The sequence below is a fragment of the Paenibacillus sp. BIC5C1 genome (genome assembly GCF_032399705.1).
Classification (GTDB): domain Bacteria; phylum Bacillota; class Bacilli; order Paenibacillales; family Paenibacillaceae; genus Paenibacillus; species Paenibacillus taichungensis_A.
The window spans coordinates 4,647,904-4,664,990 of sequence record NZ_CP135922.1 but is presented as its reverse complement, the minus strand read 5'-3'; the positions used below and the strand labels follow the sequence as shown (position 1 = coordinate 4,664,990).

The following is a 17,087-nucleotide window of genomic DNA, read 5'->3' as shown; positions in this document are numbered from 1 at the left end:
CTTTAATTCGACAGCGGAGCCACTAATTATTGGACCACAAGATCGTACAAGCAGTGAAAAAGTACGGTTTCCTTCTATTATATAAGGCTTAACCTAAGGAGGTGAGCAATCCCGTTGGTCACATTTGAAAAAATCGGGATTATCATTACGGCGGTACTGGCATCGATAACGATATATGGAGGGCTGATTGTACCAGCTGCTTCTAATCCGATTGGAGAACAAAATACAAAACAAACCCTAAAGCAAGTGAAGTTAGATCCGGACGCTACGTCCCATAAAGAAATGGTAGATATGCTAGAGCATTATATCGAAACTTATCAGGAGAAGACGGTAAGCCGAACTAAACTGTTGAAGTATGTGAAATGGGTGGACCAATATATTGAAGGATCCAATATGGATTCCGTGTGGATATTGGCCATGATGTGGCAGGAGAGTCGCTTATTAGAGGATAGCACATCATCTCATGGAGCCATTGGACTTCTTCAAATACTACCAAGTACTTCCAAATCGTTTGGTATTAACGGCAGTGACTTATACAAGCCGGAAGTTAACATCAAAACTGGTATTGAATATATGGAATATCTTTTGGAAAAGTATGACGGCAACCTTCGTACAGCAACAATTGCGTACAGTCAAGGGGAGGGAAATGTAGACAAAGGCAAGGCTCGCCCCTGGTATTACAACCAAGTGAAGAAACACCATAACACAATGGTTAAGATATTAAAGAAAATCAATAAAGAACGTTAGATTGTTGGTGAACTTCCACAACATTTACATAGGGAGATCAAGATGGATAAATTTTCAGAACATATTAGCATGAATTTGAAGTTGGACAAAAAATTTTACTCTATGGACCTTGTAGGAAATATTGAACGATGTCAAGTCGATGAACATTTTCTAGGAGATAGCATTTTGGTTAATGAGAATTTGATTTGGCATTCAGTACATAAATACATTGGAAAACCGGAAGTCATTATCAAAAATCATTGTGTGGAAAAAGACGACATTCTTCAATTGGGGCGCCTTGGATTTATTAAAGCAGTCAAAGCATTTGACACAGGGCGTGGTGTGAAATTCAGTTCGTTTGCTGTTACTGCGATTGTAAGGGAAATCCGATGTTTTCTGAGAGACAGCGCAAGTATTATTCGCCCCACTCGCACGGCTACAGATTTAATTAACCGAATCAATCGGCTGGAGCACGATATGGGGTATCTCCCGACCGCTCATGAAATCGCCTTGTTGCTTGACGAGGAAGAGGAGAAAATCAACAAGGCGCTCCAAGTGGGCAAGGGAGTTAAATACCTGGATGAGCCTGTCGGAGCAGATGATCAGCAAGCCCAAGCAGTTACATTGATGGATACCATTTATAGCGGAGAAAATATTGAAGATGGAGTGGTCGACAGAATTTATGTTGATGCAGTTATAGAATCGGTGAAACGCAAGTTAAGCGAGAAGGAAGTCACTGTCCTGAAGCATCGGGTAGAGGGTTTTAATCAAACACAGACAGCAGAGATGGAGGACATTAGCCAGATGCGAGTCTCCAGAATTATGCGGAAAGTGGCCAAGATGCTGGACAAAAAATAAATTTAATAAATCCTAGCATCTCATTTTTTTAAAACAGCAAAAATCCCTTCCGCAGCGCATGCGAGAGGGATTTTTGCTGTTTTGTAACACTGGGACATACTTCGGGTTGTCCTGTCATAAGCTAGTACAAGATTCCAAGTGACCCGGAGGAATGAATCGATGCGAAAATTAATGAAATTTATGGCATGTATGCTCGTACCTTTGTTTCTGTTTCCCTCAATTGGGTTTGCTGAAGCCCAGGAAACCATATCTGGCCCTTCAAACCATGCGCAAAGCGCTGCTCTCATTGATGTGACGTCGGGCCGAATATTGTACAGCAAAGATGGAGACAAGGAACTCAGAATTGCCAGCTTGACCAAAATCATGACAGCAATTGTTGCGATTGAACACGGTAAACTGGATGACAAGGTTAAGGTAACTTCTTCTGCTTTTGCCAAAGAAGGCTCGTCCATCTATCTCAAGCTGGGTGAAGAAATGACGCTGGAAAACATGCTGTATGGGCTGATGCTGCGATCGGGCAACGATGCGGCCTCTGCAATTGCTGAACATGTCGGTGGATCTGAAGAAGGTTTCGTGATGTTAATGAACAAAAAGGCAGAACAAATTGGTCTGACCCATTCCCATTTTATGAATCCCCATGGACTTGATGCAGAGGGTCATTACTCCACCGCCAATGATCTGGCACGCTTAACCGCGTATGCGCTCAAGAATCCGGTATTCAAACGAATTGTAGCTACGGAGAACAAGTCTGCTCCAAATCCGAATGAGAGCTGGGAGTACTCCTGGCAAAACAAAAATAAAATGCTTCGGTTGTACGAGGGAGCCGATGGCGTCAAGACCGGATATACCAAAAAGGCGTTCCGTTGTCTGGTCAGCTCTGCTACTCGCAATGGACAACAGCTTGCTGCGGTAACCCTGAACGATGGTGACGACTGGAATGACCATTCACGTATGCTGGATTTCGGTTTTGAAAACTTCCCTTTGGTGGAAATCGCAAAAAAGGAACAAGCTGTACAGAACACGGATGTGGTCACAGGCCGCGGGTTCACCTATCCTCTGGCGAAGAGTGAGACAGCCTCATTGACGAAAAAGCTGATTTTACTCGATAACCGTGCAGAGGAGAGTACAGAGGGAGATGCAAAAACGACTGATCCTTCTTTTGGACTGGCTGGCCGAATTGATATGCAGCTTGATGGGAAACTTGTGGGTTCAATTCCTGTGTATCGCAAAGGAAGTTATATTCCGCCTGAGCCAAAGAGTGAAGATGCAGCTCTTGGGGGTGTTGGTAAAATTTCTACCTGGGCTTCCGCATGGCGTTCAGTATTAAGCCATTTGTTATCTCCATAATGAGGGGAGGGTTATCCTTTGATCAATCTAATCTGGCTTCTCATGATTGTAACCGGCTTTGCATTTGCAGCAGCACAAGGCAAAATTGAAGTCGTTACGCAGGCGGCTTTTGATGGAGCAGCAACCGGAGTAACGGTCTGTTTTGGGCTGATTAGTGTACTCGTGTTCTGGATGGGTATGATGAAAATGGCTGAGGATGCCGGGCTGCTGGGACGAATCGCGAAGCTGCTGGGTCCGGTTGTTGGCTTTTTATTCCCGGATGTTCCAAGGAATCATCCAGCTATGGGCTATATTTTATCCAATATGAGTGCCAATTTGCTCGGTCTCGGCAATGCAGCAACCCCAATGGGGATCAAAGCCATGCAGCAACTGCAGGAGCTGAATCCGGATAAACAAACGGCTTCCCCTGCGATGTGCACGCTGCTGGCTCTGAATACAGCGAGTATCACCATTATTCCGACAACCCTGATAGCCATTCGACTCAATTATCATTCCGCGAATGCCACGGAAATTGTAGGTACAACGCTAATGGCAACCATTATTGCGACATTTGCAGCCATCGTAGCCGATCGCTGGTACCGAAACAGGGCACTTCACAGGCCGCCGCGTGTACATAAAAGTGACAATCCCGGTATGAAAGGATGAGCAACGTTGTTAACCTTCATCAACTGGATTTCCGTCTGGGCCATTCCGGTTATCATCGCGTTTGTTCCATTATATGCGTTTACCAAAAAGGTCCCGGTCTACGAATCTTTTGTTGATGGGGCCAAAGACGGCTTCTCTACGGCAATCAGCATTATTCCCCATCTGGTAGGTATGATGGTAGCGATCAGTGTATTCCGTGCTTCCGGTGCATTGGATTATGTGATCAGCCTATTCGCTCCACTTGTGTCCTGGATGGGGGTTCCGGGAGAAGTATTGCCACTCGGAATTTTGCGTCCTTTGACCGGGACAGGCTCGCTTGCCTTTACAACCGACCTGATCAAAACCTATGGCCCCGACTCGATGATTGGCCGCATGGCTTCCACGATTCAAGGAAGTACGGATACAACCCTGTATGTATTGACTGTTTATTTTGGAGCCGTAGGCATACGTAATGGTCGCTATGCGCTCAAAGTCGGGTTGTTTTCCGATGTAATTGGTTTCATTGCCGCCTTGGTCATTTGTTTGATTGTATTTGGTTAAAAATATGTCCTCTCCTTCCGATATACGAATTATGCTAGAATGATAGCGGAGGAGAGTGAGAACCATGCAAAAGAGTTGGAAAAGAATGCTGCGCTTTGGAATGTCAGGCATGCTTGCCATTGCGTTGCTTGCAGGACAGACGGGGTTGGCTGCGGCTCAAGCCGTTAATACGATTCATTTTACGGGTTACTTCGATAAACAACTACGTGCTCAGTTGGCCGTTACAGCGGATTCTTTTCCAGTTGTGAACGTACGTCTGGTCAAGCAGGATGAACCCGATTCAGTATATTATGATGTAGGTACATCAATACTGATCTCCAAGGATGAGGTGCTAACCAATTATCATGTCGTTCAGGATTATGCTGAACTATCTGATGGAGATGAAGGCACGCTTACTGTAGCAAGCCCAGGTCATCTGGACAAGCCGGTTAAAGCCAAAATCATTAAAACAGATCCGGTGACAGATATGGCATTGCTGAAGCTGGACAAAGAAATCGACGCACAACCGGTGACGTTCGCAAATGCTAAAGATAATCAAATTGTATATACCATCGGATTTCCTAAAAATTCCGCTGGGGAACTTGTGCTGTTGGACGAAGATTTCCCTTCAACTTACAATACGATCGCCAAGAGCCGAGTATTTAATTCACAAGATTCGGACGTTCCAGGCAAGAAGGGCATAGGCAGTATCGTAAAATCAGTGGCACAAGGCAATTCAGGTGGTCCTGTTCTGGATCAGAACAATCGGGTTATTGGCATGATGACCTTTGTATACGGAGGACGTACCTATTATATTACTTCCAAAACGTTGCAGTCCTTCATTAAAGAAAGTGCAGCCCCTGCGAAAAAACAGGTCGTTGTTGCTGGTAAAGTAGCCAATTAACCTTATTATTCACATTGTAATGGTTACATATGATTGAAATTGAACGGCTCACCTTAACGCTCCTGTCATATAACAGGCAGTGAGAGGGTGAGCTTTTTGGTCAAAATAAATAGCTAAATGCAGCTCAAAAGCTGTTTAGAACCTCTGCGTGAACAAAATAGATGGATTATCCTTGTGATTTCCGGTCTTGATGGGTATCATTAGTGTGAGGTGACATGACAAACATGGAAAGATTACAAAAAATTATCGCACAGGCAGGCATTGCATCCCGCCGTAAGAGCGAGGAACTGATCCTGTCCGGCAAAGTAGAAGTTAACGGGGAGGTCGTAACCGAACTGGGTACGAAAGCGAACCCCGAAGAGGATATGATTACGGTTAATGGTAAACCGATCCGCAGTGAAAAGAAAGTGTATATGATGTTAAACAAGCCGAAGGGTGTTATCACAAGTGCTTCAGACCCGGAAGGTCGGAAAATTGTATCCGACTATCTCAAAGGTGTCAAAGAACGTGTGTATCCCGTTGGTCGTCTGGATTATGACACAGAAGGATTGCTCATTCTGACCAATGATGGCGAGTTTGCGCATTTGTTGACGCATCCGAAGCATCACGTACCCAAAACGTATCATGCAACCGTTAAAGGTGTTCCACATGGTTCGGCTCTGGAGAAATTAAAGACAGGCATTATGCTGGACGACGGTATGACAGCTCCGGCAGAGATTGAGTACAAAGATGTGGATACCGCAGCAAATGAATCTGTTATCTCTATTACGATTTACGAAGGGCGTAACCGTCAGGTTAGACGTATGTTCGAAGCGATTAACCATCCGGTAACACGTCTGAAACGGATTTCGTTTGGTGGTATTTTGCTTCAAAACCTGAAACGTGGACTAACACGTAATCTAACCAAAGAAGAAGTCAACAACCTGATTACGCTCGCAAAATCAGAACCCGCCAAAAAAATGAAAAAAAGGTAATGTGAGGACACATAATTTTCATAAAAGCGCCGCAGTTTTGTGACGAAATTCGCTATAATTGTTCATAGGATGTTCACAGTTGTCCGAGACCGTTATATGCGAATGTTAGTTACTTAAAAGGGGAGCAGCACATGGGGAAATCAAGAAGAGCGGTGCAAATCGTCATTTTGTTATTGATCCTGGTGTTAGGCGGATATGCGATTACTACATCGGTATCCGGCTCGAATGGCAAGCCAAAAGAAGGAGATAAAGCTCCTTCTTTTGAACTGCTGGGCCTGGATGGACAAGTTCATACGTCTGAGGAATACAAAGGCAAAGCCATGGTGATCAACTTCTGGGGAACATGGTGTGAACCTTGTGTAAAAGAGATGCCTGCGCTACAAGCGCAAGCGGACAAATGGAAGGACCGTGGTGTGCAATTTGTCGGTATCAATGTTGGGGAAGACCAGATGACCGTGGAAAATTTTGCTCGCCAGGTGGGCGTTACATTTCCGATAATGCTCGACCGTGACAAAAACTCGATCCGAGATTTCGGTATATCTCCGATGCCAACGACATTTTTTGTCTCTGACACGGGCAAAATCTCCACCATTCATATCGGTCAACTTGATTTGGACACACTTGACGCTCAAATTTCACAACTGGCGAAACAGCCCTGACAGGAGGTCTAGTCGTGTTCCAAAATACGAAATGTGAGTGCGGACACCAGAATCCGGTGGGCACTGTGCTGTGTGAAGCATGCGGCAAGCCGCTGCTGGAGGCCGAGGTCAAATCGGATGGAGTATTGGAAATGCGTTATGACGGCATGGCTCGTCGTTCGCAGCGTACGAATCCCAAAATTATCGACCGCATATGGAATTTTTTCTCATCGGTCAAAATTGCCGTTTACATGATTGTGTTTACGCTTGTTGGTTCCATGCTGGGCACGATCTATCCACAAGAAAGTACATTTCTGAATATTGATCCATCCGTATATTACAAGGACACATACGGTCAGTTGGGTCATATCTATTATCTGCTGGGTCTATCCCATACATATGAATCCTGGTGGTTTATTTTGTTACTGGTGCTGATCGGTGCTTCATTGGTCATATGCAGTCTAGACCGGGTACTTCCACTATACAAAGCGCTGAATAAACAGAAAATACGCAAACACATGCAGTTTCTTACACGCCAGCGACTGGTGTACCAAGGCTCCATAGAAGAGGCATCAGAAGACTGGATTAAGAAAGCGGTTACGCCGCTTAAAAAGAAAGGTTATCGTGTGCATACCGAGGGTAGTGCATTGCTGGCTGAGAAACAGCGATTCAGTCGCTGGGGACCTTATGTTATCCACATCGGCTTGATTATCTTTCTACTGGCAGTACTTGCCCGCGGGCTTCCCGGGCTGAATCTGGATGAGCATGTTGCTTTTCCCGAAGGTGAGATCAAGAAAATACCGAATACCTCCATGTATTTGAAGAATGAACAGTTTAATGTTGAGTTTTACAGTGAAGATGAGGTTCCAGAACAGTTCAAAAATTTGAACAAAACCGTTCCAAAACTGTTTGAAACCAAAGTGGTGTTGTACGAATGTACGGCAGATTGCTCGGATCCTTCGAAAAAACCTCAATTGACCGAGGTGGACCGACATGATGTTCAAGTGAATCATCCACTGAATTATCACGGATTGAAAGCATATCAGTTTGATTATGATTTGACACCAACGATTCGTTCGGTAACGCCTGATCTGGTCAATGCCCAGACGGGTGAGAAGTACGGAGCAATCCAAATTGCTATGGTGGATACGCAGCGAACGTTTGAAGCAGGACCCTATAGTCTGAATGTGAAAGAAAAATATATGGATTTTGGGCTGGATGAAAATGGAGAGCCCAAATCAAAGTCCCCTTCACCTAATGCGCCTGCCTTTCTATTTAACATCAAGGGACCCGATTTACCTGCAGAGGGCATGCAGTACTTGTATTTTGCGAAGCAGATCGATAAACAGCGTTTTCAACAGGACGCAATTAACAAACAGCTGAATGGAGGAGAAATTCCTTTGCAGCTAGAGGTCGATAGCATGGATAAGGTGGACATCATTCAGTCCGTGAGTTACCTCAATATCCGTATTGATAAGGCCATGCCTTTTGTATGGGTTGGGGCAGGCATCGTTATGTTGGGTCTGGTTATGGGCTTTTACTGGCACCACCGACGTATTTGGATTCGGATTGATGATGGACAACTCACCCTAGGCGGCCACACGAACAAAAACTGGTTTGGATTTAGGCGAGAGGTTGCAGCTGTGTTAAAACATATGAATGTGGAAGTGGATGAGAAGTCGTTGGATAACGGGGGGAACCAAACATGAGTTTATTGGATTTCAGCAGCGACGCATTTATCGTATCTTTTTTTCTATATTGTGCTGCATTTATGTTATATGGCGTTGCCGTAATGGGCAAGAAATGGAGTAATCGTGACCCGCAAGCTCATGTAGAACGATGGGGAAAGCGAGCCTTTATTGCATCAACTGTTGCACTAGCTGCACATCTCATCTTCTTTGGTACACGATGGGCCGGAGCAGGCCATATACCAGTAAGTAATATGTATGAGTTTATGAGTTTTCTATCCATGATGATTATGGTGGCATTTATTGTGGTTTACGCAATTTATCGAAAATCGTTGCTAGGACTATTTGCATTGCCACTAACGATCATTATTATGGCATATGCAGCCGTATTTCCTCAGGAAGTACAGCCGCTGATCCCTGCATTGCAATCGATATGGCTCAAGATCCACGTGACGTTGGCTGCACTTGGCGAGGCATTCTTCGCCGTAGGCTTTGCGGCAGGATTCATGTACTTGTTACGCACAGTCGATTTCAGTGGCAAGGATAAGTCATCCAGACGCCAGCGCGGATGGGTTGAGTTTACTTTAATCACTATCGTAGTTGTGGTTGGGTTTATCGGGTCGGTATTTGCTTTCCGTGCATCCGGATATGAGGCGGTTTTTGTTCAGAAAGTCACGAGCATTGACACAGAGGTACAGGAAAATAGTACAATAGAGAAAGTGATTTATCGCATGCCTCCTATTTTTGCACCTTATAATAGCGAAGTGGAGAGCATAAAACCGTTTCTTGGCATGAAGGAACCTTTACTTGAGACACCTTCCTGGATGAACGGAGTTAATGCTGGACGTAAACTGAATACGGTAGTCTGGTCTTTGATTGTAGGGCTGGTCTTATATGGACTTATTCGTTTAATTGTAAGAAGACCGCTTGGACAAGCTTTGCAACCGATGCTGGATGGAATTGATGCCGACGATCTCGATGAGATTAGTTACCGCGCAATTGCTATCGGATTCCCGATATTTACATTGGGAGCATTAATCTTTGCGATGATCTGGGCTCAGATTGCCTGGAGCCGCTTTTGGGGATGGGACCCCAAAGAGGTGTGGGCACTGATAACATGGTTATATTATAGTGTGTACCTGCATTTGCGTTTGTCCAGAGGCTGGCAGGGCCGCAAATCTGCCTGGCTTGCAGTACTTGGATTTTTGGTCGTTATGTTTACGCTCGTAGGTGTGAATTTGATCATCGCCGGGTTGCATTCTTACGCAGGGGCAGACTAGGATAGGTAGTTTCGTGAAGTTCCCGAGAGAAATCCATGAAACACATACGTAAGCCCCTACGTTCAATGGGGCATTCAAATATTGTTCGCCAGATCGAACATAATAGAAGTGATGAGGAGTTATTGCAAAGGGGCTGGAGTGGAATGGCTGAACATGAGAACCGTATACTAGTCGTGGATGACGAGGAAAGAATCCGACGGCTTTTGAAAATGTATCTCGAAAAAGAAGGTTATGAAATCGATGAAGCAGAGGATGGGGAAACTGCGCTGCGAAAAGCAACTGCAGGTGACTATGGTCTGATTTTGCTTGATGTAATGTTACCGGGCATGGACGGCGTTGAAGTATGTACCCGTTTGCGTCAGGTAAAATCAACCCCGGTTTTGATGCTTACTGCAAAAGGCGAAGAAATTAACCGCGTTCAGGGCTTTGAAGTTGGAGCAGATGATTATGTCGTTAAACCGTTCAGTCCACGTGAAGTGATTTACCGGGTGAAGGCGATTCTGCGTCGTTCTTCTGCGACAGCATATCTGTCCAAAGAGAGTAATTCAAGCAACAATATCGTATTTCCTCATTTGGTCATCGAACATGATGCTCACCGCGTAACCGCAGGTGGGGAAGAGATCAGTTTAACACCGAAAGAATATGAACTGTTGCATTATCTCGCGACATCTCCAGATAAAGTTTTCTCCAGAGAAGAGCTGCTGAAGGATGTATGGAATTATGAATTCTTTGGTGATCTTCGTACTGTGGATACGCATGTGAAGCGTCTTCGCGAGAAGTTAAACAAGGTATCGCCAGAGTCAGCGGCGATGATTACAACGGTGTGGGGTGTGGGTTATAAACTGGAAGTACCGAAGTAGTTTTAGTTTCTGGAGATCGCTGGTCGGGAAGTTATGGATTACGATTATTTGCCTTGTGGGCTGTGTACTCATAGCATTGGGTCTTTTTTTGCTGCCGTATATTGATACGAATTTTGCGGAATCTGAGTCGAGAGATATCAAACGTTTGTTCACGTATGTTTGTATTATCGGATTCAGCTTGACGACCTTTTTTGCGCTGTTTCTTTTTACGAAAATTACGCAGCCGATGCAGCAGTTAATTCAGGCAGCCAATGCGATTCGAAAAGGAAACTACGGTACGCGTCTCTCCCTTGTAACGAGCGATGAGATTGGAGAATTGGGTAATACATTTAATCATATGGCTGCACAGCTGGAAGATAACATCCGCAACCTTAACCATGAGAAAGAACATCTGGCGAGCGTGCTTCGAAGCATGACCGATGCCGTAGTAACATTCGATGGCGAGGGGAAGGTTATTTTGACAAACCCCCCTGGTGAGAAAATCATGCAGGCTTGGTGTGATTTGGACTGGGCACAGATGGGCGAGAGTCAAGATTCGGAGAATGCTGTGGGTTCTTCACGAGAGGTACCGGAACCACTCGTTCCTTTGTTCAAAAAGGTGATGGAGCAGGGCGGCGATCAGAACTCTAACGTGCATGTGCAGCAGGGAGTCTGGTCTGTTCAGATGGCACCATTGTACGCGGATAGTGTCGTACGAGGCGCAGTAGCTGTGCTTCGTGACGTGACGGAGGAAGTACGATTGGAGAAAATGCGCCGTGATTTTGTAGCTAACGTATCTCACGAAATACGTACTCCGCTATCCATGATGCAAGGGTATAGTGAAGCTCTTTTGGATGGGATGGCGGCTTCCCCAGAAGAAAGTGAAGAATTAATTCAAGTGATTCATGATGAGTCTTTGCGTATGGGCAGGTTGGTTAAAGATCTGCTTGATCTTGCGCGAATGGAAGCGGGTCATACGGATATGGCCGTGAAGGAAGTGGATCTAGTTGAACTATTGGAACGAGTATACAGAAAGTTCTCTGTACGTTCCAAAGAACAGGGTATCCATCTTTCGTTTGAGTGCAGACAGACTTCGATTGAACTTTACCAGGCAGACGAGGATCGTCTTGAACAGGTATTTACCAATTTGCTTGATAATGCGTTTCGGCATACTCCAACAGGGAAAAATGTTGTCATATCGGCCGAACTGTTAACTGATATCCGAACACCTGTAGGCAAAGTGACTGTAAAAGATGAAGGTGTAGGCATTCCTTCTTCTGATCTGCCATTCATCTTTGAACGATTCTACAAAGCAGATAAGGCTCGTGTTCGGGGTGAAAGTGTCGGTACAGGACTGGGGCTCGCAATTGTAAAAAACATCGTAGATGCGCATCACGGTACCATTATCGTTAATAGTGTCCTTGGCGAAGGTACAGAGTTTATTTTACAATTTCCTGTGGATTCCTCGAAATAGCCCGATTTCATACAAAAACTGCGAAAGCACCCTCAACATGAGGGTGCTTTTTTTGTTGAACAGTACCGTTTAATCTTGTTCAACGTGGAACAGTATGTTCACTTTTTTTGAGTCAAAACATGTGTCCAAGATAATTTTGCTTCTTATGTAACATAAGCTTGAAAAACAAGGAAGTAAAAGGAGGATTGGATTACGCATGTCTGATGAAAGAAAACGGGTCAATATTAAAGCTTTTCTGGAAGGAAGATCGTTTCGGGCAGGATCACCCTTTATTCCAATAACATCGAGTGAAGTGGAGCAGTTTGAATCGATTTTAAAAGCGTTGGCAGTGACTATTCCTTCAGCTGTCAGTCAGCCTACTGCGACTAATATAATTGCGTTGCAAAACAGTTTACGGAGCTTGCTCAACTTTGTTAATACCTCTGGTTTCCGAGCTGGAGTGAAAGCGGAGTTGCAATCCGTTCTGGAACTAACCATTGCAGGTTCTGAAGTTCTGCCTGTAGCTGTTATTAATCTAGCAGGCAACTTGCAAAATTTACTCGATGATTTATTAAGTGTGACGTTACTTTTGGAAGTTCCTCCTACGGAAAAAGACAAACTGGTCGGGCTGATTCGATCCATATCCGTATCATTGAGTCGTGCTACCAGTTCATTTGGTACATCGGGAGCCCCTGGTCCTCCAGGTCCCCCTGGATTTCCAGGAGTTCCGGGTGTACCTGGAGTGCCAGGTCCAGCCGGGCCAGGAGGAGCAGCTGGACCCGTAGGACCTGTAGGACCTGTAGGTCCTCAAGGCGTACCAGGACCGCAGGGGTTGCCAGGAGCTGGACTATATGATATTTCCGTGTTTGATCCCGCTCAGGCACCTAGCTATGTGCTAGGTCAAGTTGTTTCGTATAATGGCAGTCTTTATGTTGTAGATGTCAATAGCCCCACGGGTGTGCCGGGAAGTTCTCCAGACTACACGTTGTTTTTGTCAGGCGGAACAACTGGAGCAACAGGGGCAGGTTTATCAGGCTCTGTTCCGTTTGATCCGGCGCTCTCACAAGGTTATCCGGCAGGACAAATTGTAACCTTTGGCGGTAGTACCTACATTACTAATGTGGCATCGCCAACGGGAACACCAGGCAGTTCAACAGATTATACTTTGCTAGCAGCGGCCGGAGCTACTGGAGCTACTGGGGCAACGGGTGTGGGACTCGGTGGTTCTGTTCCGTTTGATCCCGCAGTTGCACCAACTTATCCGGCGGGTCAGGTCGTAACATTTGAGGGCAGCACTTATATTACAAATGTGGCATCGCCAACAGGAACTCCCGGTACTTCACCGGACTATACACTCTTGGCAGGTGCAGGACCTTCAGGGGCAACGGGAGCGACAGGCATAGGTTTAAGTGGAATATTACCGTTTGATCCGGCGGTAGCACCAACCTATCCAGCGGGTCAAATAGTGACGTTTGACGGTAGTACCTATATTACTAATGTAGCTCCACCAACTGGAACCCCAGGTACATCACCAGACTACACATTGCTTGCAGGCGCAGGAGCCACCGGTTCAACCGGAGCAACAGGCGTGGGCTTGAATGGAGCAGTTCCGTTTGACCCAGCAGTAGCACCAACGTATCCTGCGGGTCAAGTTGTAACTTTCGATGGCAGTACGTATATAACAAATGTGGCATCGCCAACGGGAACGCCGGGAACATCCCCGGATTATACGTTGATTGCAGGCGCAGGGCCAACAGGGCCTACGGGTGTAACGGGAGCGACTGGAGTAGGTTTGAGCGGGATTGTACCTTTTGATCCAGCAGTAGCGCCAACGTATCCAGCGGGTCAAGTCGTGACGTTTGATGGCAGTACGTACATTACCAATGTTGCATCGCCAACAGGGACGCCGGGAACATCCCCAGATTACACTTTGCTTGCAGGTGCAGGTGTTACAGGTGCAACCGGAGCAACAGGCGTAGGCTTGAATGGAGTAGTACCGTTTGATCCAGCAGTAGCCCCAACGTATCCAGCGGGTCAAGTCGTGACGTTTGATGGCAGTACGTATATTGCAAACGTGGCATCGCCAACAGGCACCCCGGGAACATCGCCGGATTACACATTATTGGCGGGTGCGGGTGCTACGGGTGTAACAGGGGCAACGGGCATCGGTGTAACGGGCGCCACCGGTGCGGGCCTGACAGGCGTCGTCCCATTCGACCCGGCAGTAGCACCAACGTATCCAGCGGGTCAAGTGGTTACGTTTGATGGCAGTACGTATATTGCAAACGTGGCATCGCCAACAGGCACCCCAGGAACATCGCCGGATTACACATTATTAGCTGGTGCGGGAGCTACGGGTGTAACAGGGGCAACGGGAGTAGGCGTAACGGGCGCCACCGGAGATCCCGGTGCAACGGGCGCCACTGGTGCAGGCCTGACAGGCGTCGTCCCATTCGACCCGGCAGTAGCACCAACGTATCCAGCGGGTCAAGTGGTTACGTTTGATGGCAGTACGTATATTGCAAACGTGGCATCGCCAACAGGCACCCCAGGAACATCGCCGGATTACACATTATTGGCGGGTGCAGGAGCCACGGGTGCCACAGGGGCAACCGGCATTGGTGTAACGGGCGCCACCGGAGATCCCGGTGCAACGGGAGCCACTGGTGCAGGCCTGACAGGCGTCGTCCCATTCGACCCGGCAGTAGCACCAACGTATCCAGCGGGTCAAGTGGTTACGTTTGATGGCAGTACGTATATCGCGAACGTGGCATCGCCAACAGGCACCCCAGGAACATCGCCGGATTACACATTATTGGCGGGTGCAGGAGCCACGGGTGCCACAGGGGCAACCGGCATTGGTGTAACGGGCGCCACCGGAGATCCCGGTGCAACGGGAGCCACTGGTGCAGGCCTGACAGGCGTCGTCCCATTCGACCCGGCAGTAGCACCAACGTATCCAGCGGGTCAAGTGGTTACGTTTGATGGCAGTACGTATATCGCGAACGTGGCATCGCCAACAGGCACACCGGGAACATCGCCGGATTACACATTATTGGCGGGTGCGGGTGCTACGGGTGTAACAGGGGCAACGGGAGTAGGCGTAACGGGCGCCACCGGAGATCCCGGTGCAACAGGAGCCACCGGTGCGGGCCTGACAGGCGTCGTCCCATTCGACCCGGCAGTAGCTCCAACCTACCCAGCGGGTCAAGTGGTTACGTTTGATGGCAGTACGTATATTGCAAACGTGGCATCGCCAACAGGAACCCCGGGAACATCGCCGGATTACACATTATTGGCGGGTGCAGGAGCCACGGGTGCCACAGGGGCAACCGGCATTGGTGTAACGGGCGCAACCGGAGATCCCGGTGCAACGGGCGCCACCGGTGCGGGCCTGACAGGCGTCGTCCCATTCGACCCAGCAGTAGCGCCAACGTATCCAGCGGGTCAAGTCGTGACGTTTGATGGCAGTACGTATATTGCAAACGTGGCATCGCCAACAGGCACCCCGGGAACATCTCCGGATTACACATTATTAGCGGGCGCAGGAGCTACGGGTGTAACAGGTGCAACGGGCGTCGGTGTATCGGGCGCAACCGGAGTCACTGGAACAACGGGAATAACCGGAACCACCGGGGTTACAGGAATAACGGGAGCCACAGGAATCGGTGTTACGGGACCGACAGGAGCCACCGGAATAACAGGGGTGACGGGAGAGACCGGAATAACCGGGGTTACAGGAATAACGGGAGCCACAGGAATCGGTGTTACGGGATCGACAGGAGCTACTGGAATAACAGGAATAACCGGAATAACGGGAGAGACAGGAGTAACCGGGGTTACAGGAATAACGGGAGCCACAGGAATCGGTGTTACGGGATCGACAGGAGCTACTGGAATTTCAGGAGTGACGGGAGAGACAGGAGTAACCGGGGTTACGGGAATAACGGGAGCCACAGGAATCGGTGTTACGGGATCGACAGGAGCTACTGGAATAACAGGAGTGACAGGAGAGACAGGAGTAACCGGGGTTACGGGAATAACGGGAGCCACAGGAATCGGTGTTACGGGATCGACAGGAGCTACTGGAATAACAGGAGTGACAGGACAGACAGGAATAACCGGGGTTACAGGAATAACGGGAGCCACAGGAATCGGTGTTACGGGATCGACAGGAGCTACTGGAATAACAGGAGTGATAGGACAGACCGGAATAACCGGGGTTACAGGAATAACGGGAGCCACAGGAATCGGTGTTACGGGATCGACAGGAGCTACTGGAATAACGGGAGTGACGGGAGAGACCGGAATAACCGGGGTTACAGGAATAACGGGAGCCACGGGTGTCAGTGTCACGGGATCGACAGGAGCCACCGGAGTAACGGGAATAACGGGATCGACAGGAGTCGGTGTTACGGGATCGACAGGAGCCACCGGGGTAACGGGATTAACGGGTGCAACGGGCGTTGCGATTGGAATCACTGGAGCCACGGGTGTGACTGGAATTACAGGGACTACAGGAGTTAGTGGAACAACTGGGGTTACAGGAGCTACAGGGGCCAGTGTAACTGGAGGAACAGGCGCGACAGGAGCAAGCGGAGGAACTGGTACTACAGGGGCAACAGGAGCAACAGGAGCTAGTGTAACTGGAAGCACAGGATCGACTGGATTTAGTGGAGCCACAGGAGCTACTGGAGTAACAGGAGCAACAGGTGCTACCGGAGTGAGCGTCACAGGAGCCACAGGCGCGACAGGAGCCACCGGGGGAACTGGTGCAACAGGAGCCACAGGAACCTCTGTAACATCTAACTCGGCATATAGTGAGAACACAAGTGGTACCATTCTTGTACTTTTGGGTGGAACACTGATTCCATTGCCGAATAACCAAAATATCGGCACTGGCATAACCATCAATGGAGCGAATGATACTTTCACTCTTGCCAATGCAGGGCGTTACTATATCTCTTATAAAATAAATCTAACAGCCGCACTTGCTATTCAATCCCGTATTTTACTAAACGGAACAGCAATTCCGGCGAGTGTAGTTTCGCCATTACTTTCCCTCAGTCAGTTGCAGTCTGACTTTATTGTGACGGTAACTGCTGGATCAACAATCCAGTTCCAATTATTTGGGCTAGCTGCTACAGCTGTTCTCTCCCCTCCAGGAGCGACAATAAACATTATTCAATTAGCCTAATGCATGAATTACACTCTTA

General features: G+C 47.7%; 13 protein-coding genes. All 13 read left to right on the top strand.

Going from position 1 to position 17,087, the window contains the following annotated elements; genetic code table 11:
- Positions 1-114 precede the first annotated feature (114 nt).
- Entirely contained in the window at positions 115-747 is a 633-nt protein-coding gene (locus RS891_RS20710; RefSeq protein ID WP_315793054.1) for a lytic transglycosylase domain-containing protein, read from the top strand.
- Between the two features lie 165 nt (positions 748-912).
- Positions 913-1,584 (top strand): sigma-70 family RNA polymerase sigma factor, encoded by a 672-nt coding sequence (locus tag RS891_RS20705; protein WP_315793053.1) that lies wholly within the window; start codon positions 913-915, stop codon positions 1,582-1,584.
- Between the two features lie 159 nt (positions 1,585-1,743).
- Complete coding sequence (locus tag RS891_RS20700; RefSeq protein WP_315793052.1) at positions 1,744-2,931, top strand: D-alanyl-D-alanine carboxypeptidase family protein; 1,188 nt, start codon at positions 1,744-1,746, stop codon at positions 2,929-2,931.
- A gap of 18 nt (positions 2,932-2,949) precedes the next feature.
- A complete protein-coding gene (locus tag RS891_RS20695) occupies positions 2,950-3,576 on the top strand; it encodes a nucleoside recognition domain-containing protein (protein ID WP_063568316.1) in 627 nt (208 codons plus the stop codon).
- Positions 3,577-3,582: 6 nt separating this feature from the next.
- Positions 3,583-4,116: a spore maturation protein gene (locus RS891_RS20690; protein WP_315793051.1), complete on the top strand. Its 534-nt coding sequence runs from the start codon at positions 3,583-3,585 to the stop codon at positions 4,114-4,116.
- Positions 4,117-4,180: 64 nt separating this feature from the next.
- The gene (locus RS891_RS20685) at positions 4,181-4,999 is read left to right on the top strand and encodes a S1 family peptidase (protein WP_113054039.1); all 819 of its coding nucleotides are present in this window, start codon (positions 4,181-4,183) and stop codon (positions 4,997-4,999) included.
- Positions 5,000-5,223: 224 nt separating this feature from the next.
- Positions 5,224-5,973: a pseudouridine synthase gene (locus RS891_RS20680; RefSeq protein ID WP_063568319.1), complete on the top strand. Its 750-nt coding sequence runs from the start codon at positions 5,224-5,226 to the stop codon at positions 5,971-5,973.
- Positions 5,974-6,104: 131 nt separating this feature from the next.
- Positions 6,105-6,632 carry a redoxin domain-containing protein gene (locus RS891_RS20675; RefSeq protein WP_315793050.1) on the top strand — a complete coding sequence of 176 codons (528 nt, stop codon included), beginning with the start codon at positions 6,105-6,107 and terminating at the stop codon, positions 6,630-6,632.
- A gap of 14 nt (positions 6,633-6,646) precedes the next feature.
- Positions 6,647-8,320, top strand: coding sequence for a cytochrome c biogenesis protein ResB (resB, locus tag RS891_RS20670; RefSeq protein WP_315793049.1), 1,674 nt, complete (start codon positions 6,647-6,649; stop codon positions 8,318-8,320).
- Positions 8,317-9,579, top strand: coding sequence for a cytochrome c biogenesis protein CcsA (ccsA, locus tag RS891_RS20665; protein WP_315793048.1), 1,263 nt, complete (start codon positions 8,317-8,319; stop codon positions 9,577-9,579). The genes resB and ccsA overlap by 4 nt, the downstream gene beginning before the upstream one ends.
- Before the next feature lie 143 nt (positions 9,580-9,722).
- Positions 9,723-10,439 carry a response regulator transcription factor gene (locus RS891_RS20660; protein ID WP_017687664.1) on the top strand — a complete coding sequence of 239 codons (717 nt, stop codon included), beginning with the start codon at positions 9,723-9,725 and terminating at the stop codon, positions 10,437-10,439.
- A gap of 55 nt (positions 10,440-10,494) precedes the next feature.
- Complete coding sequence (locus RS891_RS20655; RefSeq protein WP_258530695.1) at positions 10,495-11,892, top strand: cell wall metabolism sensor histidine kinase WalK; 1,398 nt, start codon at positions 10,495-10,497, stop codon at positions 11,890-11,892.
- A 196-nt stretch (positions 11,893-12,088) separates the two neighbouring features.
- Entirely contained in the window at positions 12,089-17,068 is a 4,980-nt protein-coding gene (locus RS891_RS20650) for a BclA C-terminal domain-containing protein (RefSeq protein ID WP_315793047.1), read from the top strand.
- Positions 17,069-17,087: the final 19 nt, after the last annotated feature.

Bases quoted from the DNA above. Each gene is read 5' to 3' on its own strand.
- ccsA (WP_315793048.1), top strand. From the start codon at position 8,317: ATGAGTTTATTGGATTTCAGCAGCGACGCATTTATCGTATCTTTTTTT.
- RS891_RS20700 (WP_315793052.1), top strand. From the start codon at position 1,744: ATGCGAAAATTAATGAAATTTATGGCATGTATGCTCGTACCTTTGTTT.
- RS891_RS20685 (WP_113054039.1), top strand. From the start codon at position 4,181: ATGCAAAAGAGTTGGAAAAGAATGCTGCGCTTTGGAATGTCAGGCATG.
- RS891_RS20660 (WP_017687664.1), top strand. From the start codon at position 9,723: ATGGCTGAACATGAGAACCGTATACTAGTCGTGGATGACGAGGAAAGA.
- RS891_RS20680 (WP_063568319.1), top strand. From the start codon at position 5,224: ATGGAAAGATTACAAAAAATTATCGCACAGGCAGGCATTGCATCCCGC.
- RS891_RS20675 (WP_315793050.1), top strand. From the start codon at position 6,105: ATGGGGAAATCAAGAAGAGCGGTGCAAATCGTCATTTTGTTATTGATC.
- RS891_RS20650 (WP_315793047.1), top strand. From the start codon at position 12,089: ATGTCTGATGAAAGAAAACGGGTCAATATTAAAGCTTTTCTGGAAGGA.